Origin of the sequence: Bartonella sp. CR84HXZ (genome assembly GCF_042194535.1) — a bacterium.
Taxonomy (GTDB): Bacteria; Pseudomonadota; Alphaproteobacteria; order Rhizobiales; family Rhizobiaceae; genus Bartonella; species Bartonella grahamii.
The window spans coordinates 71,130-97,721 of record NZ_JBHIMY010000003.1; the positions used below are offsets into that span (position 1 = coordinate 71,130).

Annotated in this window: 23 protein-coding genes; 20 read left to right on the forward strand and 3 right to left on the reverse strand. The window is 38.9% G+C overall.

From position 1 onward, the window contains the following. The first annotated feature begins 403 nt into the window (after nucleotides 1-403). The 16 genes from tsaB (at nucleotide 404) to truB (ending at nucleotide 17,236) form a co-directional block, all read left to right on the forward strand. Nucleotides 404-1,090 carry a tRNA (adenosine(37)-N6)-threonylcarbamoyltransferase complex dimerization subunit type 1 TsaB gene (tsaB, locus tag ACFIKD_RS02365; protein ID WP_375635981.1) on the forward strand — a complete coding sequence of 229 codons (687 nt, stop codon included), beginning with the start codon at nucleotides 404-406 and terminating at the stop codon, nucleotides 1,088-1,090. Next, entirely contained in the window at nucleotides 1,090-1,575 is a 486-nt protein-coding gene (gene rimI / locus ACFIKD_RS02370; RefSeq protein ID WP_375635982.1) for a ribosomal protein S18-alanine N-acetyltransferase, read from the forward strand. The genes tsaB and rimI overlap by 1 nt, the downstream gene beginning before the upstream one ends. Before the next feature lie 40 nt (nucleotides 1,576-1,615). Next, a complete protein-coding gene (miaB, locus tag ACFIKD_RS02375; protein WP_375647133.1) occupies nucleotides 1,616-2,992 on the forward strand; it encodes a tRNA (N6-isopentenyl adenosine(37)-C2)-methylthiotransferase MiaB in 1,377 nt (458 codons plus the stop codon). A gap of 158 nt (nucleotides 2,993-3,150) precedes the next feature. Continuing rightward, on the forward strand, nucleotides 3,151-4,275 hold the full coding sequence (locus ACFIKD_RS02380) for a PhoH family protein (RefSeq protein WP_015857122.1): 1,125 nt from the start codon (nucleotides 3,151-3,153) through the stop codon (nucleotides 4,273-4,275). Beyond that, the gene (gene ybeY / locus ACFIKD_RS02385) at nucleotides 4,272-4,763 is read left to right on the forward strand and encodes an rRNA maturation RNase YbeY (RefSeq protein WP_375635984.1); all 492 of its coding nucleotides are present in this window, start codon (nucleotides 4,272-4,274) and stop codon (nucleotides 4,761-4,763) included. Before ACFIKD_RS02380 ends, ybeY begins: the two co-directional genes overlap by 4 nt. An 85-nt stretch (nucleotides 4,764-4,848) precedes the next feature. After that, a complete protein-coding gene (locus tag ACFIKD_RS02390) occupies nucleotides 4,849-5,874 on the forward strand; it encodes a hemolysin family protein (RefSeq protein WP_375628544.1) in 1,026 nt (341 codons plus the stop codon). After that, entirely contained in the window at nucleotides 5,837-7,471 is a 1,635-nt protein-coding gene (gene lnt, locus ACFIKD_RS02395; RefSeq protein WP_375647135.1) for an apolipoprotein N-acyltransferase, read from the forward strand. Before ACFIKD_RS02390 ends, lnt begins: the two co-directional genes overlap by 38 nt. A gap of 148 nt (nucleotides 7,472-7,619) precedes the next feature. Then, a complete protein-coding gene (locus ACFIKD_RS02400; RefSeq protein WP_012754634.1) occupies nucleotides 7,620-8,033 on the forward strand; it encodes a helix-turn-helix domain-containing protein in 414 nt (137 codons plus the stop codon). A gap of 130 nt (nucleotides 8,034-8,163) precedes the next feature. Further along, a complete protein-coding gene (gene metK, locus ACFIKD_RS02405) occupies nucleotides 8,164-9,432 on the forward strand; it encodes a methionine adenosyltransferase (RefSeq protein WP_375647136.1) in 1,269 nt (422 codons plus the stop codon). After that, the gene (locus ACFIKD_RS02410; protein WP_375635987.1) at nucleotides 9,429-10,130 is read left to right on the forward strand and encodes a tRNA (guanine(46)-N(7))-methyltransferase TrmB; all 702 of its coding nucleotides are present in this window, start codon (nucleotides 9,429-9,431) and stop codon (nucleotides 10,128-10,130) included. The genes metK and ACFIKD_RS02410 overlap by 4 nt, the downstream gene beginning before the upstream one ends. Before the next feature lie 127 nt (nucleotides 10,131-10,257). Next, nucleotides 10,258-10,908 (forward strand): ribosome maturation factor RimP, encoded by a 651-nt coding sequence (rimP, locus tag ACFIKD_RS02415; RefSeq protein ID WP_375647162.1) that lies wholly within the window; start codon nucleotides 10,258-10,260, stop codon nucleotides 10,906-10,908. Nucleotides 10,909-10,955: 47 nt separating this feature from the next. Further along, nucleotides 10,956-12,587, forward strand: coding sequence for a transcription termination factor NusA (gene nusA / locus ACFIKD_RS02420; RefSeq protein WP_375625637.1), 1,632 nt, complete (start codon nucleotides 10,956-10,958; stop codon nucleotides 12,585-12,587). Next, nucleotides 12,588-13,223, forward strand: a complete 636-nt coding sequence (locus tag ACFIKD_RS02425; protein ID WP_375635989.1) for an RNA-binding protein — start codon at nucleotides 12,588-12,590, stop codon at nucleotides 13,221-13,223. It abuts the gene before it with no gap. After that, nucleotides 13,220-15,739: a translation initiation factor IF-2 gene (gene infB / locus ACFIKD_RS02430; protein WP_375635990.1), complete on the forward strand. Its 2,520-nt coding sequence runs from the start codon at nucleotides 13,220-13,222 to the stop codon at nucleotides 15,737-15,739. The genes ACFIKD_RS02425 and infB overlap by 4 nt, the downstream gene beginning before the upstream one ends. Nucleotides 15,740-15,861: 122 nt before the next feature. Further along, nucleotides 15,862-16,269, forward strand: coding sequence for a 30S ribosome-binding factor RbfA (gene rbfA / locus ACFIKD_RS02435; RefSeq protein ID WP_375635991.1), 408 nt, complete (start codon nucleotides 15,862-15,864; stop codon nucleotides 16,267-16,269). A gap of 4 nt (nucleotides 16,270-16,273) precedes the next feature. Then, nucleotides 16,274-17,236, forward strand: coding sequence for a tRNA pseudouridine(55) synthase TruB (gene truB, locus ACFIKD_RS02440; RefSeq protein ID WP_375635992.1), 963 nt, complete (start codon nucleotides 16,274-16,276; stop codon nucleotides 17,234-17,236). Nucleotides 17,237-17,703: 467 nt separating this feature from the next. On the opposite strand, the gene ACFIKD_RS02445 is transcribed toward truB, so the two are convergent. After that, entirely contained in the window at nucleotides 17,704-19,332 is a 1,629-nt protein-coding gene (locus tag ACFIKD_RS02445; RefSeq protein ID WP_375647137.1) for an MFS transporter, read from the reverse strand. Nucleotides 19,333-19,644: 312 nt separating this feature from the next. Here ACFIKD_RS02445 and rpsO point away from each other — a divergent pair, with 312 nt between their 5' ends. The 3 genes from rpsO to ACFIKD_RS02460 all read left to right on the forward strand — a co-directional run bounded on the left by rpsO (nucleotide 19,645) and on the right by ACFIKD_RS02460 (nucleotide 23,428). Next, nucleotides 19,645-19,914, forward strand: a complete 270-nt coding sequence (rpsO, locus tag ACFIKD_RS02450; RefSeq protein ID WP_005774142.1) for a 30S ribosomal protein S15 — start codon at nucleotides 19,645-19,647, stop codon at nucleotides 19,912-19,914. A gap of 250 nt (nucleotides 19,915-20,164) precedes the next feature. Then, nucleotides 20,165-22,360, forward strand: a complete 2,196-nt coding sequence (pnp, locus tag ACFIKD_RS02455; RefSeq protein ID WP_375635994.1) for a polyribonucleotide nucleotidyltransferase — start codon at nucleotides 20,165-20,167, stop codon at nucleotides 22,358-22,360. A gap of 72 nt (nucleotides 22,361-22,432) precedes the next feature. Further along, complete coding sequence (locus ACFIKD_RS02460) at nucleotides 22,433-23,428, forward strand: class I SAM-dependent methyltransferase (RefSeq protein ID WP_375647139.1); 996 nt, start codon at nucleotides 22,433-22,435, stop codon at nucleotides 23,426-23,428. Nucleotides 23,429-23,446: 18 nt separating this feature from the next. Here ACFIKD_RS02460 and hslU read toward each other — a convergent pair whose 3' ends face one another. After that, nucleotides 23,447-24,757: an ATP-dependent protease ATPase subunit HslU gene (hslU, locus tag ACFIKD_RS02465; protein WP_012754622.1), complete on the reverse strand. Its 1,311-nt coding sequence runs from the start codon at nucleotides 24,755-24,757 to the stop codon at nucleotides 23,447-23,449. After that, nucleotides 24,758-25,339 (reverse strand): ATP-dependent protease subunit HslV, encoded by a 582-nt coding sequence (hslV, locus tag ACFIKD_RS02470; RefSeq protein WP_012754621.1) that lies wholly within the window; start codon nucleotides 25,337-25,339, stop codon nucleotides 24,758-24,760. It abuts the gene before it with no gap. Between the two features lie 220 nt (nucleotides 25,340-25,559). Between hslV and ACFIKD_RS02475 the strand changes: the two genes are divergently transcribed. Then, nucleotides 25,560-26,549, forward strand: a complete 990-nt coding sequence (locus tag ACFIKD_RS02475; protein ID WP_012754620.1) for an asparaginase — start codon at nucleotides 25,560-25,562, stop codon at nucleotides 26,547-26,549. Nucleotides 26,550-26,592 lie beyond the last annotated feature (43 nt).

Here is a 26,592-nt window from a genome sequence, read left to right on the forward strand (position 1 = left end):
CTTACTTTTACTTACTATGGAATACAAATGGCATCATCATACTATTTGATAGCTCAAAATGTTTGTGACAATCCTTACATTTAAACGATTCGTGAAAGGAGTTTTTATTCTTTTCTTCAACAGTTTTTATTCACACCCTAATTCCGCTTGTAATATACAAGCTAATAACTTTAATTGTCTCACCATAAGTAGATTTGAAATAAGAGAATCTTACAATATTCAAGGTACTCATTCAAAAAGTGAAAACAAATAGGGATTAAATCAACATCTCGTTCTATCCCATAAAAAGATATTGTTGCTTATTGGCACTAGTAACTTTCTTACAAATGAAATATACGATAATAAAAAGATTAAAAATACAGCAGGACTTTTGTTTATCGTTTTATTCAACTAAAATATTTTTATGCTTATCCTTGCTATAGATACTGCTTCAATTTATTGTGCTGTTGCGCTCATTCGTCATAAATCTGTTATTGCGCATATCAATGAGCGCATGAACAAAGGGCATGCTGAAAAACTTATTGGGCAGATTACACAAACAATGACACAAGCCAATATGACGCTTGATCAAGTTGAGCGTATTGCTGTCAATATTGGACCTGGATCATTTACTGGTGTACGTGTCGGTGTTGCAACAGCGCGCGCTTTGGCATTAGCACTTGAAATACCTGCTGTTGGAGTAAGTGCTCTTGAAGCGTTAGCAGCACAAGTAATAAACAGTAAAAGTACAGCATCAGCAATTACTGTTGTCATTGAAGCAGGGAGAGAGATGTTCTACCATCAAAATTTTCATAATGATCTCACACCTTTGGGAGCGCCGGGATTAAAAACAATTGAAAATATCCTCGAAGATTTACCAAAAAAAACCCGACTGACCGGCCCAGCTACTGATGTCATTGTGGAGCATATTAAAAGCCATAAAATAAACGAAAAAATTGTCCTAGAAAAAATCCCCTGCGAAGCGGCTGATATTGTAAACTATGCTTATCTTGCCGCAAACAAACAATCAAAAAATTCTCCTCGCCCACTCTATCTACGCAGTGCTGATGCAAAACAACAAACCAATTTTGCTTTACCACAAAAAAAATAATGCCCAAATTTTCATTGACAAAAAAGAATTTTGGAATTGCTCCGCTACAAGTTAATGATAGTGCTTCACTTCATCAAATTCATCAACATTGTTTTACCCCGTCTTGGGAAAAACAAGCTTTTGATAATTTCTTAATAGATCACTCTATCTTCTTCGGATACAAAGTTTTTCTCATTGATCGCTCTGATCAAATTTTAGGCTTTTGCCTATGCCGTCTCATCCTTGATGAAGCAGAAATCATCACAATTGCTGTTCACCCTCATTATCGTCAACAAGGAATTGGTACCTTTCTTATCGAAAGCACAGTTCACCATCTTCACGACAAAGGCGCTATAAAATTATTCTTGGAAGTAGAAGCCACAAACCTTTCTGCTTTGAACCTTTATCAACGCTTTGAATTTCAAAAAATTTCTGAACGTCTTGCCTACTACCCCTCAAAAAATGGTCGTGGTGATGCAATTATCATGCAAAAAACTTTTAAGTAAATAGATTGAGATTTGTGTAAAAAACATTTACACATGCACCATGAATAAAGTAAACCCTAAAAATACGCCTCCTGTTGCTCCGAAAAAGGTTTTTATCAAAACCTATGGATGTCAAATGAATGTTTATGATAGCCAACGGATGACTGATAGTCTCAGTTCGCAAGGCTATGTGACAACACAAATTCCCAATGAGGCCGATCTTATTCTTGTTAATACCTGTCATATTCGTGAAAAAGCAGCAGAAAAACTTTATTCTGATCTCGGTCGTTTGCGCGTTATGCGTCAAGAGCGCACACCTGATAACCCCCTGATGGTTGGTGTAACGGGTTGTGTTGCACAAGCTGAGGGAAGTGAAATCTTGCGCCGTGCTCCAACAGTGGATCTTGTTATTGGTCCGCAAATGTATCATCGCTTGCCAGAATTGTTAGAGAAAGCCAAACAAGGAAAAAAAATTATCGAAACAGACTATGCTGTTGAAGATAAATTTGCTCATTTGCCGCCCCATAATAAACATGCAGTAAGAAAACGAGGTGTTAGCGCATTTTTAACAGTACAGGAAGGTTGCGATAAATTTTGCACTTTTTGTGTTGTGCCCTATACACGCGGTGCCGAAATATCACGATCCGTTGAGCAAATTACTGAAGAAGCCCTTCAACTCATCGAAGCGGGTGTCAAAGAAATTACGCTGCTTGGACAAAATGTCAATGGTTGGCATGGACAAAGTGCTGATGGCAAAACTTGGCGTCTTGGCGATCTTCTTTATCATCTTGCAAAACTCGATGGTTTAAAGCGTTTGCGTTACACAACCAGCCACCCACGTGATATGGATGACAGCCTTATTGCCGCGCATCGAGATCTTGATATGTTAATGCCTTACCTCCATCTTCCTGTTCAATCAGGTTCAGATCGCATCTTAAAAGCTATGAACCGCCAACACAAAAGCTCTCATTATCTTCATCTTATCGAAAAAATTCGAACCGCACGGCCAGATATTGCCTTTTCAGGCGATTTCATTGTAGGGTTTCCAGGAGAAACAGATGAAGACTTTGAAGAAACCATTAAACTTATTCAACAAGTACAGTACAGTTCAGCTTATTCTTTTAAATATTCCCCCCGTCCTGGAACAGTGGGAGCCACAATGAAAAATCATGTTGATGAATCTGTAAAAGATGCCCGCCTTCAACATTTACAAGTCCTTCTCCTTGAGCAACAAAATGCGTTTTTGCGTTCTAAAATTGGTCAAAAAACTAACGTTCTCATCGAAAAACCTGGACGTCACTCAGGGCAAATGGTAGGACGTTCCCCTTGGCTTTTACCTGTTGTCGTAGATACAGAAGTCTCTACAGGTAGCGTAATAGAAATTCATATTAAAAATGCAAGCTCAAACAGTTTTGTTGGTGAAGTGACAAATAGATAAACATACTTCTAAAACCTTGTTCACAATAAATATTTTGGAAAACTCTTTTATTTTAAAAGAAAATGATTACATCTAAAACGTGCACTTTTTTTAAAAAATGTCTTTTATAGAATTTACTTAACAAAACGTGCAATATTTATGTAGATATGGAGAATAGGCTGAAAGCTTCAACCGAAAAAATAAAGCGTATTAAAGAAAAAGTAAATATGTCCCTTGAAAAGGCTGATACCTTGAAACAAACAAGCGCTTCAGATCCGAGCCAAGTTGTTTTGATTTTCGAAAATAATAAATATGCAAAAGCAGTTTTTGGTAAATTTGACGAAAATCTCGCTTATATCGAAAAAAAACTTGAACTTAGTATTCATCCGCGTGGTAATGAAGTCTTAATCCGTGGAAATATTTCTGTTATAAAACGTGCGCAATATGTATTGCAGCAACTTTATGAACGTGCCAAAACACACCAAGAGCTCACTTTATCAGATATAAAAGGAGCGCTTGCTATGGCAAATATACCAAAGAAGCAGAAAGAAGACACAATAACACACAAATCTGCAACGAAACGTATACCAGCACGGTTGAGTACCCATAAAAAAATAATTCATGCAAGAACTCCAATACAAGATGCTTACATACGCGCTATGGAGCATACTGAACTTGTGTTTGGTGTAGGACCAGCAGGAACAGGCAAAACGTATCTTGCTGTTGCTCATGCTGCAATGCTTCTAGAACGTGGTATCATTGAGCGAATTATTCTCTCACGTCCGGCTGTTGAAGCTGGAGAACATCTTGGTTTTCTTCCCGGTGATCTCAAAGAAAAAGTCGACCCATATTTACGACCACTTTATGATGCTCTTTATGATATGATGCCCGCTGAAAAAATAGAACGCATTTTAGCTTCTGGTGTCATAGAAATTGCTCCTCTTGCCTTTATGCGCGGACGAACACTTGCCCATGCTGCTGTTATTCTTGATGAGGCACAAAATACTACGCCCATGCAAATGAAAATGTTCCTCACACGTCTTGGAGAAGGAACACGTATGATTGTTACCGGTGACGTAAGCCAAATTGATTTGCCTACAGGGCAAAAATCAGGTCTCATTGAAGCAATTCGCATTCTTTCAAATGTAGAAAATATTGCGATTGTACATTTTGATGAAAAAGATGTTATACGCCATCCACTTGTTGCTGCTATCGTTCGTGCTTATGATCGCGATTCCGAAATACAAAATAAAAAAAAATCATTCGCATGCGGTGCATTAAAAAATGAATTTGATTCATCATGATTATTATTGATATAATGGTTAAAAGCGCAGGGTGGAATGATGAGAAAATGCTTTATAATATCACTGAAAAAGCATTAATGACGACTATGCATCATGTTTCATTGGCAAATGTTGTAAGCGAGATTAGCCTGCTTTTTACGGATGATAAACATATGGCACAAATCAATGCACAATGGCGCAACAAAAACAAATCTACTAATGTATTATCCTTTCCTGCTTTTCCACTTAAAGCTGGAAATCGACCTGGTCCCATGCTCGGTGATATTATTATTGCGCGAGAGACTGTTGTTCTCGAAGCAGAAAAACAAGGAAAAACATTTCAAGACCATTTAACGCATATGATTGTTCATGGTATCTTGCATCTGCTTGGCTATGACCATGAAACTGATAATGAAGCATATCAAATGGAAAAGCTCGAAAGAGAAATTCTGCAAAAGCTTTCCATAAAAGATCCTTACGCTGAATTGTCTATAAATGATAAAATTTAACTTTTAAAATCAATATTACGAGCATACCATTTAAAGCCTCTCATTCACCTAATTATAAAAAGAAAGTTTAGAAGATTTCAAAACCATGACAAACAAAACAAATGCACAAAATAATAGTCAAACATCTTCTAATAATGAAAAAAAAACCTCTCAACAGACGAATCATACAGAAAAATATTCTCTGATGAATCATTTGTTTTCATTCTTACGGGGTCGTAATTGTGTGTCTACATCACTGCGCGATGATCTTACCGTTGCACTCACGACTGACAATGAAAAAGACACTGCCCTCTTCTCACCTGAAGAACGTACTATGTTACATAATATTTTACGCTTACGTGAAGCACGCGTGGATGATGTTATGATACCACGTTCTGAAATCGAAGCACTGGAAATAAACACTTCACTTGGAGAAACCCTTAAATGTTTCGCAAAAATTGGTCATTCTCGCTTACCTGTTTATGCTGAAACTTTAGATGATCCGCGCGGCATGATTCACATCCGCGATATTCTTAACTATATGACACGCTTTATTGTCAGCCCAACAAAAACCGAACAGAAATCCGATTTGCTTCAATTAAACCATACAGACTTACATACCCCAATCGGTGAATTGGATCTGATCCGAACTGTTCTCTTTGTTCCAAGTTCCATGCTTGCAAGTAAATTATTAACACGAATGCAAACTACACGAACTCAAATGGCTTTAGTTATTGATGAACATGGGGGAACAGATGGTCTCGTTTCAATGGAGGATATTGTTGAATTGGTCGTTGGTGATATCGAAGATGAACATGATAATGTCGACAATGCTATCGTACGTGAACCAAACAATAAATGGCTCGTTGATGCAAGAACTGAACTAGAAGATGTGGAGAAAGCTCTTGGTCCTGATTTTATCGTAGGGGAATATGGTGATGATGTTGATACGATTGGTGGTTTGATCGTCTCCATTCTTGATCGCATTCCTGCCAAAGGTGAAATTGTCGAAGCTGTACCTGGTTATAGATTTCGTATTTTAGAAGCTGATAAACGCCGGATTAAGCGATTGCGTATTTTTCGCATTCCAAAAAATGAGAATCTTGAGAACAATGTCATCCCTAAAGAATAGTCCAGCGTTTTTAAACAATTTCATCGTTTTTTTGTCCTCTGTTACCGGTTGGAAGCGCCAAGCATGGATATTTCTGTGTGGTGCTCTTACTTCTTTTGCACTTCCACCCTTTTATTTGACACCTCTTTGCTTTTTAACCTTCCCTCTCTTTATTGTTTTACTTGACTCAATACGGGCCGCAAAAAACAATAAAAAACATTTTTTTATTTACGCTTTAAGCTGTGGAACCTTTGGTTTTAGTTATTTTATTTGCGGACTTTGGTGGCTATGCAATGCTTTGTTAACAGATCCAGATTCTTTTGGTTGGGCAGTCCCATTAGCCATTTTAGTTCCTCCACTCTACCTTTCTCTTTATTGGTTTTTTTCTGGTTTCATTGTTGGTTTATTATGGACAAAAGGAATAGCACGCTTTTTTGTTTTAGCCTTTGCATTAGGATTGGCCGAGTGGTTGCGTGCGTTTTTATTCACAGGATTTCCATGGAATGCTCTTGGCTATACAGCCATGCCAACCCCAATGTTCATGCAATCTGATGCAATCGTGGGACTTTACGGAATGAATATTCTTGCTGTCTTAGCCTACAGTTTGCCAACTGTTTTATTAACAGATGAAAAAAAGAAAGTAGCACTTTCTCTCTGCTTATCACTTATATTTATTCACAGTGGTTTTGGGGTTTATCGTCTTCATACTATAGAAAACACAGCTGAAAATCAAAAAAGTTCTTATTGGGTGCGCATTGTTCAACCTTCCATCCAACAAAATATAAAATTGCGTGATAATACACGAGAAGCTATGTTGGAAGCGCATATGAATCTAAGTGCAATGCCAACAACTGACCAAAATTCAGAACCCGATTTTATCGTATGGCCCGAAGCTTCCGTTCCTTACCTTCTCTATGATAACTCATCTATCACAATGCGCATTGCCTCTCTTTTAAAACCTAAACAATGGGCTATTATCGGAGCAATACGAGCCAGCAATGATCTACCTCATTCCCAAACACAATATTTTAATACAATTGCAGTCATTAATGCTCAAGGTAATATTTTAAATACTTCCGATAAACTTCATTTGGTTCCTTTCGGTGAGTATCTTCCTTATCAGGATTTATTGAAAAAAATTGGATTGCGTACCCTTGCCGATAATATTGGTGGATATAGTGCTGCAAGTGTGCGCAAAATTGTTACAATGCCAAACGGATTTTCTTATCTACCCTTGATTTGTTATGAAGCAATATTTCCCCATGAAATGACTTTTAAAGGCTCCTCGCCTCAAGCAATTATTAATATTACAAATGATGCATGGTTTGGTGTAACACCTGGACCCTATCAACATCTTCAACAAGCACAACTTCGTGCCGTTGAACTGGGAATCCCCCTCATACGAGCAGCCAATAATGGAATATCAGCTGTTATTGATTCTTATGGACGAATCGTTGTAGCTCTTCAACAAAATGCTGTGGGCATTATTGATTCACAAGTTCCATCATCCATTACCCCTATAGGAAGCAATGAATACAGAACTTTCTCTACTTTTATCTTATTCATCCTTATGCTATTGTGTCGTGTTGGTTTTGGTTCTACAGAACAGCTTAAATGATTCAAGTGTCCTTTGTACGGTATTATGTTGCGTTTACCAGTAATATTGGGAAAAAATATTACATATTATTTTAATTATATGATAAATCAGCTGCGCATAAATATGATGTTGGTTTAGAAGAAAAGTGCTGGAAATAAAGAGTTGCATTATGACCGAAACTAGAAAAAAACCTGACCCTATAGATATCTATGTTGGAACTCGTATCCGTTTACGTCGTAATATTTTAGGACTCACTCAAGAGAAACTAGGTGAAAAATTAGGGATTACTTTTCAGCAAATCCAAAAATATGAAAAAGGAACAAACCGTATTGGTGCCAGTCGTCTTCAAGCGATAGCGGAAATTATGGATGTTCCTGTTTCTTACTTTTTTGATAAAGGTATTACCTCCCAACAAGTAGAGGGTTTTGCTGAAAGTGATCACAATTTTATAGACTTTTGTTCTAGCAGCGAAGGGATTCAGCTCATGCGCGCTTTTACAAATATATCTGATGCTAAAGTGCGTCGAAAAATTATTGATTTGGCAAAAGCACTTTCTGAGGAAGATTTGACAAATAAGCTATAAATTAAAATTATATCTTTTCTCTTTTATTCATATAAATTTTCATTGACGATTTGCTGTAGAATTAGCAAATCGTGACAACTTTAGTAAGAAATTAATTAAATCGTTGATTTTCTTTTTTGAAGGAGTTCCTATGCCGCATCAAGATTATCTTTTTACGAGCGAATCGGTATCGGAAGGACATCCTGATAAAATTTGTGATCGTATTTCCGATGAAATTGTTGATATGATCTATAAAGAAGCTGAAAAAACTGGTACTGATCCATGGTTAATACGCGTTGCCTGTGAAACTCTCGTCAGTGTCAACCGTGTTGTTATCGCTGGTGAAGTGCGTGTTCCCGATACGCTATTAAAAAAAGATAAAAATAAAGAATTTATCTATGATGAAACTGGCTTTCCACTCATTAATCCTACGCGTTTTCGTACAGCAGCGCGCCGTGCTATTCGTACCATTGGCTATGAACAAGCAGGTTTCCATTGGAAAACTGTTAAAATTGATGTTCTTTTGCGCCCTCAATCAGCTGACATAGCAAGAGGAGTTGATAATGCTACGGATCGGCATGGTGAAGAAGGAGCAGGTGATCAAGGCATCATGTTTGGATATGCTTGCCGTGAAACACCTGATTTCATGCCTGCGCCGATTTATTATGCGCATAAAATTCTCAAACTTCTTGCCACAGCCCGTCATAAAGGAGAGGGAGAAGCTGGAAAATTAGGACCAGATGCTAAAAGCCAAATAACCATACGCTATAAAAATGGAAAACCGATAGAGGTCACATCCATTGTTCTTTCAACGCAGCACCTCGATGAAAGCTGGGATTCCAACAAGGTACGTACAGTGGTTGAACCTTACATTCGTCAAGCTTTACATGACATTCCCATTGCAGATCAATGCAGTTGGTATATTAACCCAACAGGAAAATTTGTCATTGGTGGTCCTCAAAGCGATGCCGGATTAACAGGACGCAAAATTATTGTGGATACTTATGGAGGTGCAGCACCCCATGGAGGCGGTGCTTTTTCAGGAAAAGATACAACAAAAGTTGATCGTTCTGCAGCCTATGCGGCACGCTATCTGGCTAAAAATATTGTTGCTGCTCATTTAGCAGAGCGATGCACCATTCAACTCTCTTATGCAATTGGTATTGCACAACCTTTATCTATTTATCTCAATCTTCACGGAACAGGAAAAGTCGATGAAAAAGTTATTGAAGCAGCCATTCGCAAAATAATGGACCTTTCACCTACCGGCATTCGAAAACATCTTGACCTCAATAAACCTATTTATGCGAAAACAGCTGCCTATGGTCATTTTGGGCGAAAACCAAAATACGATGGTTCGTTTTCATGGGAAAAAACTGATCTCGTGAAAACGCTTCAAACAATGATCCAAATCCCATGATTAAATATAATACACGCAAGAGTGAAGCATTTTTTGGACGCCGACAAGGAAAACAACTTCGAAACAGTCATCTTACACGTATAAAAATGCTTCTCCCCAATTTAAATATTGATTTAAATGTCCCACCTCCCTCAAACCTTACATCCTTATTTTCAAGCAAAGTAAGAGAAATTCGACTTGAAATCGGCTTTGGTGGAGGTGAACATTTACTTCATGAAATGGAATATTTTCCAAAAACCGGTTTTATCGGCGTCGAGCCCTTTATCAATGGCATGGCAAAAATATTGTTGTCTCTTGAACAGCATCAAAACTATCAAAATCATCTTCGCCTCTATAATGATGATGCTACACGCCTCCTTGATTGGCTCCCTGATAACTCGCTTGATGGAATAGACCTCTTCTATCCTGATCCTTGGCCGAAAAAGAAACACTGGAAACGACGTTTCATCAACACAAAAAATCTTAACCGTTTTGCTCGTGTTCTTAAAATAGGGAAAATTTTTCGCTTTGCTAGTGATATCGACAGTTATGTAAACTGGACTTTGTACCATTGTGCACAACATGATCACTTTGAATGGAAAGCAGAAAACCCTCAAGACTGGAAACTCCCTTATCCACTATGGAAAGGAACCCGCTATGAAGCAAAAGCTTTACGCGAAGGACGGACGCCCGCCTATCTTACCTTTATCAAGAAATAAATGATCAAGCGCTTTTCTCATAAACAACTTGAAAAATTTTGAATTTAAGAGTATCAATAGCTAAATTCTTGGTCTTATGATGAAGGGTGGGCCGTTGGACCCGCTCTTTTTTAATATCATAAAACTGATGAAACCAACTTGGATAAAATGTATGAACGAAGCTGAAAAAATAAGCAATCTTGACGAACCACGCCTGTTTGAAGAAGATGGTATCGAAGCACAGGTTGCTGCTCTTGTCATACCACTACTTAAACCTTTAGGTTTTCGTTTGGTTCGTGTGAAACTTCTTGGTCAAAATGGTTTAACACTTCAAATTATGGTTGAACGTGCCGATGGTTCTATGACCGTAGAAGACTGTGAAACTGTTAGTCGAACTGTTTCCCCCCTCCTTGATGTACAAAATGTTATTGAACGCAAATATCATTTAGAAATCTCATCACCTGGAATTGATCGTCCATTGGTAAGAAAATCTGACTTTTTTCATTGGCAAGGGCATCTTGCAAAAATTGAAACCAAAATAACAATTGATGAACGCCGAAAATTTCGCGGGACATTTACAAATATCACGCAAGATGGATTTATTTTAAACACTGATAAAGCTGCTTATGGAGAAGCCATGTATACCCCTATTTCCTTTTGTGATATCATAAATGCGCATTTAGTGCTTACCGATGAGCTTATTCGCGATGCATTGAAAAAAAATAAAGAGTTAAGTCAACAATTCATTGCTGAAGAGAAAGCTAACGACTCTATACAGACGCTCAATTTCAAAAAATAATATCACTGGGAAATACCCATCGTGTGGCACAAAGAAGGAGAAAATTGATGGCTACAAGCGCTAACAGGCTTGAGATTCTGCAAATTGCAGATGCTGTTGCACGTGAAAAGTCAATCGACCGTGAAATTGTCATTTCTGCGATGGCTGATGCTATTCAAAAAGCAGCACGTTCTCGTTATGGTCAAGAAACAAATATCCGTGCTGAAATCAATTCTAAAACAGGTGAAATTAAATTACAGCGCCTGCTTAAAATCGTTGATGTCGTTGAAGACTACACAACGGAAATTACTTTGTCTGATGCTCTTAAACATCAAGCAGAAGCAAAAATTGGTGATTTTTTTGCTGATCTTTTACCTCCTATGGATTTTGGACGTATCGCAGCACAATCTGCTAAACAGGTTATTGTACAAAAAGTACGCGACGCAGAACGTGATCAGCAATATGAAGAATTCAAAAATAAAGTTGGTGAAATTATTTCTGGTACAGTTAAGCGTGTGGAATATGGTAATGTTATCGTTGATCTCGGGCGTGGTGAAGCTATTGTGCGCCGTGATGAATTAATTCCTCGTGAATCATTCCGCTATGGAGATCGTATTCGTGCTTTTGTCAATGATGTACACCGTGAAACGCGTGGTCCGCAAATTTTCCTTTCACGCACACATCCCCAATTTATGGTAAAACTTTTCACTATGGAAGTGCCAGAAATTTATGATGGTATTATAGAAATCAAATCTGTTGCTCGTGATCCAGGTTCACGGGCTAAAATCGCCGTTGTTTCACGCGATGGTTCCATTGATCCTGTTGGAGCATGCGTTGGAATGCGAGGAAGTCGCGTACAAGCTGTTGTTGCTGAATTACAAGGCGAAAAAATTGATATTATTCCTTGGTCGCCTGATGCGGCAACATTTGTCGTTAATGCACTGCAACCTGCTGAAGTTTCTAAAATCATCCTTGATGAAGATGCTGAACGGATTGAAGTTATTGTGCCAGATGATCAACTTAGCCTTGCTATTGGACGACGTGGACAAAATGTTCGCTTGGCTTCGCAACTAACAGGATGGAACATTGATATTTTAACGGAAAAGGAAGAATCTGAAAATCGTCAAAAAGAATTTACTGAACGGAGTAAATTGTTTATGGAAGCCTTAGAGGTTGACGAAATGATCGGGCAGGTTATGGCATCAGAGGGTTTTTCTTCTATTGAAGAAATCGCCTATATTGATCTTGAAGAAATCGCTTCTATTGATGGTTTTGACCATGATACCGCCGCTGAAATCCAAAGTCGTGCCCGCGAATATCTTGATCATCAAGAAAAAGAACTTGATGAAAAACGCAAAAAACTCGGAGTTTCTGACGAATTGCGAACACTTCCTGGAATGACAAGTGCTATGTTGGTTGCTGTAGGTGAGGATGGTGTAAAAACAATAGAAGACTTTGCTGGCTATGCCGTTGATGATTTAGCTGGTTGGAGAGAACGCAAAGAAGGTCAAACACAGAATTTTTCTGGTATTTTAACCCCTTTTGACATTACACGCGCGGATGCAGAAGCTATGGTTTTAGCCGCACGTGTACAAGCAGGCTGGATAGACCAAGCTGATCTTGTTACAGAAAATCCTGTAGAAGATGAAAATTCTGCAGAAAATGAAAAAACAGATGATTTGGATGTGGATACACTTTAAATGAATGAACGGACTTGCATTGTGACTAGAAAAAATGCTTCAGCACAAACGCTGATCCGTTTTGTTATTGGTCCCAATAACCAAATTGTTCCTGATCTTAAAGCGAATTTACCAGGGCGTGGCGTTTGGATTTCTGCCCATCATGCTGTTATTGAGAAAGCAATCAAACAGAAAGCTTTTCATAGAAACTTTAAAACAGATGTTGAGGTTGCACCAAATCTTGTGCATGTTGTTGATACGCTTTTACTAAAAGCTGCTCTTTCAAGCCTTTCTATGGCACGAAAAGCGGGAGCAATTGTTATGGGAGCAACAAAGGTTGATGCTGCTATCCGCTCTGGTAAAGTTATTCTTGTACTTCATGCTAAAGAAACAACAGAAGATGGGAAACGAAAAATTGCACAGGCCATCCATTCAATACAACAACAAACAAATCGGACTATAAAAATCATATCTTTATTTACAAGTGATGAAATGCGAGTGGCTTTTGGCTCTAATCCTGTAATGCACGCGGCCTTATTGGACACAAAAGCTGCTGAGGGATTTCTCAAAACGACATATAAATTGATCAGCTATCGTGACGACAAGCATAGTAAGCCTAGTGAGATGACGGCACAAGCCGTGAAGGAAATACAATGAGTGAAAATAACAACGACAAAACAACAGTCAAGAAGACACTAACTCTCAAGCGGTCTGTCTTGGAAACGAGCACGGTCAAACAAAATTTTAGCCATGGCCGTACGAAGGCTGTCGTTGTCGAAACCAAACGGCGTAAAATTACGCGACCTGATGAAAAAGCTGAAACCCCACAGCCCATTACAAAGCCGCATGTGGCCGCCCAGCGCTCTAAGCCGCGTTTTGAGGGAAAAAAGCCTCAAGAATCTATGACCAAAAGCAATCTTTCATCAACTGAAATGGAAGCGAGACTTCGCGCATTAGAAGAAGCACATATCCAAGAAAGAATAACGCGAGAACAAGCCGAAGAAGAAGCAAGACGCGCTAAAGAGCGTGAAGAAATTTTACAGCAAGAAATTAAAGAAAAAGAAATACATCTCCAACAAGAAGAAGAAATATCGCCAGTACAGGCTCCACCTGTTCCTCCTCTCATTGAACAGACAGATATTCCTATTGCGCCTAAAAACACAACTGTGGTTGAAAAACGCAAAATAGATGAAAATAAAGAGGAAGAACGGCATAGTCGGCGTGCTAATCCTGCTAAATCAGAAATACGTGTACCAAAAGTTGTCAAAGGAGCTGATGAGCGGCGACGCGGAAAGCTAACTCTGAATAGTGCACTGGACGAAGAAGGAAGCGCACGTGGACGCTCAATGGCTGCAATGCGGCGTAGACAGGAAAAGTTTAAGCGTGCACAAAATCAAGAACCAAGAGAAAAAATTTCTCGCGAAGTTGTTCTTCCTGAAACGATTACCATTCAAGAGCTCGCACAACGTATGACTGAGCGTTCTGTTGATGTGATTAAATTCTTGATGAAACAAGGACAAATGATGAAACCTGGCGATGTTATTGATGCAGATGTTGCCGAACTCATCGCTGTTGAATTTGGCCATACTGTTAAACGTGTTTTAGAATCTGACGTAGAGGAAGGTATCTTTAATATAACAGATAATCCTCAAAACATGCAGCAGCGCCCTCCTGTTGTAACCATTATGGGCCATGTTGACCACGGAAAAACTTCTCTTTTGGATGCTATTCGTAAAGCAAATGTTGTTTCTGGCGAAGCGGGAGGTATTACGCAGCATATTGGTGCCTATCAAGTAGAACAAAACGGTCAAAAAATTACCTTTATTGATACACCAGGACATGCTGCATTTACGGCTATGCGCGCACGTGGAGCTCGTGTTACCGATATTGCTGTTCTCGTTGTAGCCGCTGATGATAGTGTTATGCCCCAAACGATTGAATCAATCAATCATGCGAAAGCCGCTGGTGTACCTATCATTGTTGCTATCAACAAAATTGATAAACCAGCTGCGAATGCACAAAAAGTGCGTACAGAACTTTTACAACATGAAGTGTTTGTTGAAACTATGGGCGGAGAAACTTTGGACGTTGAAGTTTCTGCTAAAACTGGTCAAAATCTTGATAAACTTCTCGAAGCTATCCTTCTTCAAGCTGAAATGCTTGATCTGAAAGCAGATTCTCAACGAACTGCAGAGGGCGTTATCATTGAAGCCAAATTGGATCGCGGACGTGGATCTGTTGCAACAGTTCTTGTTCAAAAAGGTACATTACACCCTTCTGATATTATAGTTGCCGGAAATGAATGGGGTCGTGTGCGTGCTTTGATTGATGACCATGGCCGCCATGTCAAAGAAGCCGTTCCCTCTACACCGATTGAAATTTTAGGCATGCAAGGAACGCCACAAGCTGGAGACCGTTTTGCTGTTGTCACACATGAAGCAAAAGCGCGTGAAATTTCTGAATACCGTCAACGATTAGCACGTGATAAAGCTGTTGCGCGGCAAACTGGTTCGCGTGGTTCTCTTGAGCAGATGATGACAAAATTGCAAACGACTGGTGTTAAGGAATTTTCTCTTATTATAAAAGGGGATGTGCAAGGATCAATTGAAGCAATCGCTTCAGCATTGGAAAAACTCGGAAATGATGAGGTTCGTGCGCGTATTGTACATTCTGGTGCTGGAGGAATTACCGAAAGTGATATTTCTCTTGCGGAAGCTTCTAACTCTGCTGTAATTGGTTTTAATGTTCGAGCCAATAAGCAAGCACGTGATTTTGCTAAAACACAAGGAATTGAAATTCGTTATTACAACATCATTTATGATCTTGTTGACGATATCAAGGCTGCCATGTCTGGATTACTCTCACCAGAACAGCGTGAAACTTTCCTTGGTAATGCTGAAATTCTAGAAGTCTTTAACATTACAAAAATTGGAAAAGTTGCAGGATGTCGTGTTACAGAAGGTAAAATAGAACGAGGAGCCGGTGTTCGCCTTATCCGCGATAATATCGTTATTCACGAAGGAAAGCTGAAAACACTCAAGCGCTTTAAGGATGAAGTCAATGAAGTGCAAAGTGGTCAAGAATGTGGAATAGCCTTTGAAAATTATGAAGACATGCGCGCAGGAGACATCATTGAGATCTTCCGTATCGAACATATTAATCGCACATTATAAAATAATCCAATAACTTTACTCTGTTGTAAAATGAAGAAAGTTATTAGATTTTATACACAATATCTCTTTTCCCTTATCTAAATGGTCAAAAAAAGAGATCTTGTAGCAAGGATAAAACTTTGATGAAAAATGCAAGGCCATCACAACGGCAACTTAGAGTAGCAGAGCAAGTACGTCATGCAATAGCGCATATATTACAGCGTGATATTTTGCTTGATGATATCTTGAAAGATATTGTTATTTCTGTCTCTGAAGTACGTATGTCACCAGATTTAAAAATTGCTACTTGCTTTGTATCACCTCTCAGCACTCTTAAAAATGCTTCTCATACCGATGTTGTTGATACCCTCAATAAACATAGTCGTTTTCTCCGTGGAGAAATCAGTCATGCGTTGCGACAAATGAAATATATGCCTGAACTGCGTTTCCGACTTGATAATAGTTTTGATAATTTTTCAAAAATTGATGCTCTCCTTCGCTCGCCTGAGGTTGCACGCGATCTTCACCATAGTGATAAAGATGAGGATTAAAGATATGGCACGGCAACACAAAAAAAAAGGGCGTCCTGTTTCTGGCTGGGTCATATTTGATAAACCAAAAGGAATGAAATCAACAGAAGCTGTCTCACAAATCAAATGGCTCTTTCATGCACAAAAGGCAGGACATGCAGGAACACTTGATCCTCTTGCTTCTGGTCTCCTTCCCATTGCATTGGGCGAAGCAACCAAAACCGTCCCTTACGTGATGCAAGGCAAAAAAACTTACCGTTTTCATATCGCTTGGGGAGAAGAGCGTTCAACAGATGATCTAGAGGGCGAAATAACGAAAACTTCTCTCAAACGTCCAACACAAGAAGAAATACTTGCTCTTCTTCCTCAATATACAGGTATTATTTTGCAAACGCCTCCGCAATTTTCAGCAATAAAAATTGCCGGAAATCGTGCCTATGATTTAGCGCGTGAAGGGGAAGTTGTTGAAATTCCGCCCCGTGAAGTGGAAATAGAAACTTTCAAATTATTAGAAATGCCTACTAAAAAGCACTCTGTCTTTGAAATAACCTGCGGAAAAGGAACTTATGTGCGCTCTTTAGCACGCGATATGGGACGTGATCTAGGTTGCTATGGGCATATTGCTGATTTAAGGCGTATTTCCGTCGCACCTTTTGATGAAGAAGATCTCATTACATGGGACGAACTAAAAGCGGCCGTTCCGCCAAATAAAAACACTACAGATGAAAATAATCGTTCTTTTGAAAAAAACTTCACAACACTCGATGAGCTCTTAATTGAAACAAGCGCTGCATTGGATTGCCTCCCTCACTATATCCTTAATGAAACTCAAGCACAGAGAATTATAAAGGGGCATTCTATCCTCTTAAGTCATCACAAAGTACCTCTTGACGAAGATGAGATTTTTGTCCTCTACAAAGAACAACTTCTTGCCATTGGCACCCTCGACAAAAGTTTATTTAAACCGAAGCGGATTTTCACAATTTAATCGATTCTTTTCCTCACCTACCTTTTGGGAAAGATATTTTTCTCTATCAATTAAGAAAAATATGGTACTTTCCATTGTCTATATTTACCGTATTCATATCAAAATTTAAGTCAGTGCTATAAACTAACACCACCACACACTTTTTCCTCTTAATGTCGCAACAATCCTTGCGTTTGAAAGGATTCATAAGAGGCTTTTTATTTCTTATTCAATCGTTTTTTACTCACACTTTAACCCTCATTTGTAATGTGCAAGCGAAGATTTGGACTGATTTACTCTAAATAGATTTGAAACGAGAAAAGCTTAAGATTTTTAGGACTATCACTCAACATGAAAAACGACAAATAATCATTATAAATCAATTTATTAACCATTTAAACAGCAATTTTTTGTTATGATTATGCTAACAAATCGATCGAAATAATATTAACTAACGTATTTAATATTTTACAAAAACTGTTTTAACCCTAAGGGAGATGATCAGAGGAGGCTTTTAAAAGCATCTCATTGGCTTGGGGTATTGTTTGGCGTTCAATCATACGATGCACTCTTATGCCGTTAGGAGCACAATTTAAATGACGCAAACGCTTATTGACTTCTGCATCCGCTTTTGTACGACGATGATTATGGCGTAAATAATCCACCCATGTTGGCATATGATAAGCCTCTGTCCAATATTCAGGTCTTTCAAGATCTCGTAAAAGGACCCACTGACGCGCACCATCACGTAACCGGATATGGCGTCGACGCATCATCACTTTGAGAAACTCTTCGAGATCATTTTCATGAATTTGATAATCAATCATTATCATGATCGGACCACTTCTTGCTTTGAGGTCGAGTAATAGTTCCGGCTCTCTAAAATGATCAAGAGGATTTAAATCTATCTGAGGAATTTCTTGAATTCTAAATTTTACCCCCGCAAGAGCACCAAAAATCAAGAATAGAGAACAGATACTCAAAGCAATTGTTGGAGAATAACCATCAGCTAAGCCTCCCCAGATTGCACTTCCAATAGCCATCCCCCCATAAGACGCCGTTTGATAAAGTGCTAAAGAACGTGCAACAACCCAGCGTGGTGTAGAGAGTTGTACAGATGTATTAAACAATGATAATGCCAAAACCCAACATAAACCTGCAGGAAATAAAGCGATATGGCTTATAATTAGTGAACGGCTGATTCCCAATAAAAAGCAAGAAAAGGCGAAACCAATAAATGCACTTGAAATAATTGTTTCTGAACGAAAATGATGCCGTACAACTTCATTAATAATACCTGCTGTCATGGCTCCTAACCCAAAACAACCGAGCAATGTACCATAAAGAAGGGCACTTCCTCCAAGAACTTTATGCGCAACAATTGGCAAAAGTGCTAAAATAGAAATAGCTCCTATACCAAAAAGGAACGCTCGAACCATAATACTCAGGAGATTAGGTGACATCGCAACATAACGCAAACCATCTGAGACAGCTCCTAACAGCCTTTCTCGTGGCAATGAGTTTTTTTTATAATTCGACTTCCAGAAAAATAACGCACCGATAAGAGGAATATAGCTTATAGCATTAAACAAAAAAGCAGCAGATGCCCCCAAAGTTGCAATGATGGCACCGCCAATAGCAGGACCAACACTCCGCATCAAATTAAAGCCTACACTATTCAAACTAACAGCAGCAGGAATATTTTCCCTGCTCACAATATCTCCTATCGTTGCTTGCCAAGAAGGATTATAAAAAGCTGTACCACATCCAATCAAAAACGTAAAACATAACAAAAGCCAAGGTGTTAGAAATCCCATATAGGCTAAAACAGATAAACTCATGGATATGACCATCATCATAATCTGCGCACACAACATAATTTGACGCCGATTAAAATTATCCGCTAATGCCCCTGCCATCAAAGAAAACATAACAAGTGGTAATGTTGTGGCACTTTGAACAAGCCCCACCATGGAATGCGAAGAACTGATCAACGCCATTAACCACCCTGCTCCAACAGCCTGTATCAGCCCCCCTAAATTAGAAATAAGAGTAGATGACCATAAATTTCGAAATACCGAATTACGAAAAAGTTTTAATGTTGAAATGCTCTGCATCTTTTTCCTCCAAATCGGTATTTATCATCTTTGTTACCACACACGCTCATAATCTTTGTATCAAAAGGATGCATAATTCTTAAAAAAACTTCTCATAAAACTCTATTTAAATCAATATTTCAAAACAAAAGCTTTTATTTAAAGAAAGACTTCAAAATGCTGTCAAGGACTAGTATTTTAACCTTCTTTCCTATATAAGGACGAAAATAGGTAAGAGTCTTCGACTCTTCTTGTTTCCTCACAGACCCTTGCTGAACGACATCTCGGCTATGGGTGACTTTATGTTTCTTCGTTTTTGGAAAGGATAATACGATGTCGATTACAGCTGAACGTAAACAAGCTCTTGTCGCAGAATACGCAAATAAAGTTGGTGATACAGGATCACCGGAAGTACAGATTGCTGTACTTTCTGAACGTATTTCTAATTTAACAAACCACTTTAAATCTCACAAAAAGGATAATCATTCTCGTCGTGGTCTTTTGAAGATGGTGTCTCAACGCCGGCGCCTTCTTGATTATCTTAAAGGAGTTGACCAAAATCGTTATCAGACACTTATCAAGAAGTTAGGTTTGCGTCGCTAAAAGAAAAATGGTGGTGGTGTTAAAAAAACCGCCCATTTTTTCAACGTATTGCTTTTAATTAAAAAATTTAAAAACTGACAAGTTATTATGGGATAGGACTGCTCATCATTTTGCATTTAAGGCAGTTTACTTCTCTCTTCTCGTAACAAAGATAAAAAGTATGTTGTCCACCCCAGAGCTTGGAAATATGCTACGCAAAACCAGAATGTGAGCAATCAAAGATTTAAACACTGGTCATTAAGGATAAAAAATGTTCAAAACGCACAAGATAGAAATTGAATGGGCTGGGCGTCCTCTCACCCTTGAAACAGGGAAAATAGCACGTCAAGCTGATGGTGCAGTGATTGCTACCTATGGAGAAACTATTGTCTTAGCAACCGTTGTATCAGCCAAAAGTCCAAAACCAGACCAGGATTTTTTTCCACTCACTGTTAATTATCAAGAAAAATCCTATGCTGTTGGTAGAATACCTGGGGGCTATTTAAAACGTGAAAGTCGACCAAGTGAAAATGAAACTTTGGTTTCACGTTTGATTGATCGCCCAATTCGTCCCCTTTTCGTTGAGGGATATAAAAATGATACGCAAGTGATTGTTTCCGTTATACAGCATGATCTCGAAAATAATCCCGATATCCTTGCGATGATTGCATCTTCTGCTGCATTGACCCTGTCAGGTGTTCCTTTCATAGGGCCTATAGCTGGTGCCCGCGTTGGCTATTGTAATGGACAATATGTTCTCAATCCTCATATCGATGAAATGCCTGAATCAAAACTTGATCTTGTTGTTGCTGGAACAGAAAGTGCTGTTTTGATGGTTGAATCAGAAGCACAAGAATTACCGGAAGATATCATGTTGGGTGCTGTGATGTTTGGTCACAAAGGCCTTCAACCTGTCCTTGATGCCATTATAAAGCTTGCTGAAGTTGCTGCAAAAGATCCTCGTGATTTTGTTCCTGAAGATCTTTCTGAACTTGAAAAAGCAATGCAGAAAATGGCAGAACAGGATATACGAAAGGCTTACACAATTACTGATAAGCAAGAACGTTATGCTGCAATTGATGCGCTAAAGACAGAAATCCTCAATAAATTTATGCCCGAAACAGAAGAAGACTGTAAGTTTAGTGCAGATCAAATTGCAACCGTATTTAAACAGTTGCAAGCAAAGATTGTTCGCGGGAATATTCTTGATACCCAAAAGCGGATTGATGGACGCAATCTTTCTACCGTGCGCCCTATCCAATCAGAAGTAAGTATTTTACCCCGCACACATGGATCAGCACTCTTTACCCGCGGAGAAACACAAGCTATTGTCGTTGCAACACTAGGAACTGGTGAAGATGAACAATATGTTGATTCCTTAACGGGAATGTATAAGGAAACATTCCTTCTCCATTACAATTTCCCACCATTTTCAGTGGGTGAAACGGGACGCCTTGGTTCTCCTGGTCGTCGTGAAATTGGACATGGCAAATTGGCATGGCGAGCAATTCACCCCATGTTGCCAACGAAAGAATCTTTTCCTTATACTATTCGTGCTGTCTCAGAAATCACTGAATCCAATGGATCTTCTTCTATGGCAACGGTTTGTGGGACCTCACTTGCTCTCATGGATGCCGGCGTTCCTTTAGCACGCCCTGTTGCTGGTATTGCTATGGGCTTGATTAAAGAAGGAGAACGCTTTGCTGTTCTATCTGATATTTTAGGGGATGAAGATCATCTTGGAGATATGGACTTTAAAGTCGCAGGAACAGAAAATGGTATTACTGCCTTGCAAATGGATATCAAAATTGATGGTATTACCGAAGAGATTATGAAAATCGCGCTTGAACAAGCCAAAGGTGGACGAATCCATATCCTCAATGAGATGGCAAAAGCTTTAACCAGTGCACGTGCTGAGCTGAGTGAATTTTCTCCACGAATCGAAGTTATGAATATTTCTGTCGATAAAATCCGTGATGTTATCGGCTCTGGTGGTAAAGTTATTCGGGAAATCGTGGAACAAACTGGAGCAAAAATTAATATTGAAGATGATGGTACCATTAAAATTGCTTCTGCTGATGCTAAAACCATTGAAGCAGCAAAACGCTGGATCCATTCTATTGTCGATGAGCCTGAAGTTGGTGCTATCTACCAAGGAACAGTTGTAAAAACTGCAGAATTTGGTGCATTTATAAACTTCTTTGGTTCTCGTGATGGACTCGTTCATATCTCTCAGCTTGCATCAGAACGCGTCACCAAAACAACCGATATTGTGAAGGAAGGTGACAAAGTTTGGGTTAAATTAATGGGCTTTGATGAGCGTGGAAAAGTTCGGTTATCAATGAAGGTTGTTGATCAAAAAACCGGAAAGGAAATCACCGGTGATAAAGTGATGAATGAAGAAAAGTGCGTGGATGAAAAAAAACAACCTGAAAATAAGCACCGCCGCAAGAAAAAAGAAGAGTAAGTTTTTCCTCTTATCGTATCATGAAATGCCATCCCAACATTGGAGTGGCATTTTTCTTTGAAAGAGTCATATGTGTTATTATTTTTGCCTTTTGAAAATCATGAACTCCCGTATCCTGATCCAAACCAATGTTGGTTAAGTTTCGGTTTAACAGAAATCCCAGCTCCAGAATGGGCACAGAATTTAAAAGTTATTACGCCTTGGCGACCAGATTTTTTAAAATTTGTCGATACTCAATTTCACTGCTCTCCTCAAATAGATAAAACCTTCAGCTATGATGGTGCATTTTTACATTTGAGCAAATATCGTGGTTTTAACCAAAATTGTTTTCTTGATTTATTAGAATGCGTTAAACCCAATGGATGGATTGTAATCAGTGGGAATAAAACTGCTGGTGCTGCTTCAATGATGAAGTGGGTCAAAACAATTGTTCCCATCACCAACAAATTGTCTAAAAATCACGGTCTTGTATTTTGGTTGCAAGTTCCTCAACAAATTGAGAGACATAACATTGCACAATTGCGCTCACCCCCGCTCACTTTTGGTAAATTTCAAACCACTTCTGGTATGTTCTCACACGGACGTATTGATCCAGGATCCGCTGCACTTGCTTCTTATATGCCCAAAGTTATTTCTGGAAAAACGGCTGATTTTGGTGCTGGATGGGGCTATCTTTCTCACGTTGCGCTTGAAAGAAGTGAAAAACTCACCGCTCTCGACCTTTATGAAGCAGACTACAACGCTTTGAGAGCGGCAAAACAGCACCTTAAATCCATAACAGCTCCTTTTTCAATTCATTTTTATTGGCACGACCTTGTGCATGAACCTATCACAAATCTGTATGACACAATCATTTCAAACCCACCGTTTCACACGCAACAAACGACAGATATTTCATTAGGAAAAAATTTTATTATAAATGCTGCAAAGTGCCTAAAACCAAGCGGCAGCCTGCTTTTTGTTGCAAACCGCCACCTGCCTTATGAAACATTATTAAAAAATATTTTCCGCACAATGTTGATACATGAACAAGCCCATGGTTTCAAAATTATCGAAGCACGCAGATAAAGAAAAAAAGCGATAACTCTAAAGAATAAAACGTGAAAGATCGATATCAGCAGCAAGCTCGCCAATAGATTTTCTCACATAAGCGGCATCAATTGTAAAGGATGTTCCAGCTTTATCAGGTGCCGTGAAAGAAATTTCATCCAAAACGCGCTCCATCACTGTTTGCAAACGACGTGCCCCTATATTTTCAATCCTTGCATTTAAATCTACAGCAATATCTGCTAAAGCATCAATTGCATCATCGGTAATTTCCAAATGAACCTCTTCTGTTGCCATAAGAGCAATATATTGTTTAATCAAACTAGCTTCTGGTTCCGTTAGAATACGCCGTAAATCTTCTCTTGTTAAAGGGTTTAGCTCCACACGAATGGGCAAACGTCCTTGAAGTTCCGGTAATAAATCAGATGGCTTAGAAACATGAAATGCACCTGAGGCAATAAAAAGAATATGATCTGTTTTGATTTGCCCATATTTTGTACTAACCGTTGTTCCTTCAACCAAAGGCAAAAGATCACGTTGAACGCCCTCACGCGAAACGGCAGCACTGGCTCCACCATCCCTAGTTGCAATTTTATCAATCTCGTCAATAAAAACAATCCCGTCATTTTCAGCAACACGAAGCGCTTCTTGAATAATTTGATCCTGATCAAGGAGTTTTTCAGATTCATCATCAATAAGCGGCTTAAAAGCATCCCTTACTGTCGTCTTACGAACTTTTGTACGACTACCCATTTTGCCCAAAATATCTGATAAATTCATAATACCCATTTGTGCCCCAGGCATACCAGGAATATCAAAGGTTGAAGCACTATTGCTATTATTATCGGCGACTTCAATTTCAATCTCTTTCTCATCCAATTCACCTTCACGCAATTTTTTGCGAAAACTATCACGGGTAGCGGGACTGGCTGTTTTACCAACAAGGGCGTCTAAAACGCGCTCTTCAGCATTCACGTGAGCCTTTTCTTTTATTTCATCCCGTTTCTTTTCACGCACAAGAGAAATGGCAATTTCAACAAGATCTCGAATAATTTGCTCAACATCACGTCCCACATAACCAACTTCAGTAAATTTAGTCGCTTCTACTTTAACAAAGGGTGCTCCAGAAAGTTTTGCTAATCGACGTGCAATACCAGTTTTACCAACACCTGTTGGCCCTATCATTAAAATATTTTTTGGCATAACTTCTTCACGCATCGGCTCATCAAGCTGTTGTCTACGCCACCGATTGCGCAGTGCGATAGCTACAGAGCGTTTGGCATCATTTTGGCCAATAATAAAACGATCAAGTTCAGAAACAGTCTCACGAGGGGAAAATACAACACACATTTAAATAGCTTTCTCTAAAGAAGATAATTCTGCATCCAATGTTTCAATCGTAAAATGATCATTGGTGTAAACACAAATTTTAGCGGCAATAGCCATAGCTTTACGAGCAATAGTTTCTGCATCCAAATCCAAGTCCATGAGTGCACGCGCTGCTGAAAGAGCAAAATTTCCTCCAGAGCCAATTGCCATAACCCCATCTTCTGGTTCTAAAACATCACCAAGCCCTGTTAGAGCCAAAGTTACTTTCTTATCAGCCACGAGCATCATTGCTTCGAGACGACGCAAATAGCGGTCTGTTCGCCAATCTTTTGCAAGTTCTACACATGCACGCATAAGCTGATCAGGATATTGCTCAAGCTTTGTTTCCAATCTTTCCAGTAATGTGAAAGCATCTGCCGTAGCACCTGCAAAACCAGCAATAACCACTCCGTTCTTTCCAAGACGACGCACTTTACGTGCATTACCTTTCATAATTGTCTGCCCAAGAGAGACCTGACCATCACCGGCCATCACGACTTTTCCACCTTTTCGTACCGTAATAATTGTTGTACCATACATTATGTCTGGCTTATGTTCTGTCATAAGGAGACTCCTTAATATTAACTTTACTTTTTAATATTGATTTCTTTTCATACAATGTAAAACTCAACTACTATTGTCCTATTTAAGAACATATACAGCAAAACACAATGATTCAGCATAACTCAATTTGTTGAAAATGGAAAAATGATATCATTGTTGTCAATGTAAATTACTGCTAAATAGCTTTATATAAACAGTTTGTGCCTTTTAGAGGAAAATTATGAAAAAAATAGCCATAGGGACCTTAGGTGGAACAATTGCAATGACTGCTGATCGTTTTGGTCACATGCAACCGACTTTAACTTCAGATAACCTCATAAAAAGTGTTCCTGATTTAAATAACGTTGCTGATATTCATGCACAAACATTAATGCAAATACCAAGTGGATCTTTATCGTTTCAAATTCTTTTTGAAATAATCGAGTGGGCAAAACAACAAATAAATGCTGGTGCAGAAGGTATTGTTTTAACACAAGGGACTGATACTCTGGAAGAAACAGCTTTTTTTCTTTCTCTTTATTGGAAGGAAGCTGAACCACTCATCATAACCGGCGCTATGCGCATGCCTCATGAAGCAGGCGCAGACGGCCCCGCCAATATTTTAGCAGCCACTCGTGTCGCAGCAGCCCCACAAAGTCGTAACAGGGGCGTTCTTGTTGTCATAAATGATACAATTCATTCACCTTATTGGCTCTATAAAAGCCATACCGTCAAAGTCGAAACATTTCAATCAGGTCTTGCAGGTATTTTAGGAACTATTTTAGAGGGAAAACTTATTTATTTCAATGATCAAAAGCTTTTTCCGACGACGTTTGATCTTCCCCAAAACCACGATCATCAAATTGCACTCCTCTATTCCTCTTTATCATCTGATGCACAATTAATGAAGCTATGCCTTGAAAGTGGGTATTATGCTGGAGTTGTTATTGCTGGTTTTGGTGCAGGACACTGTAGTTTTCAAGAAGCAGACCTTGTACAACAATATGCACAAAAAATACCAATCATTATTGCTAGTCGTTGTTGTAATGGCTCAACAACTCGTATAACTTATGGCTATAAAGGCTCAGAAATCGATATGATTGCTTCTGGTGCTCTCATGTCTGGTTATTTATCAGCCGTAAAAGCGCGTCTACTTTTATGGGCTTTTTTAGCGCAAGGGCACTCATTAGCACAAATCCGTGCAAACTGGAATGACTGGACTATAAGTTAATGAAAAATGATCTATTATCTTAAAGAAGAGAGCATGCAAAACA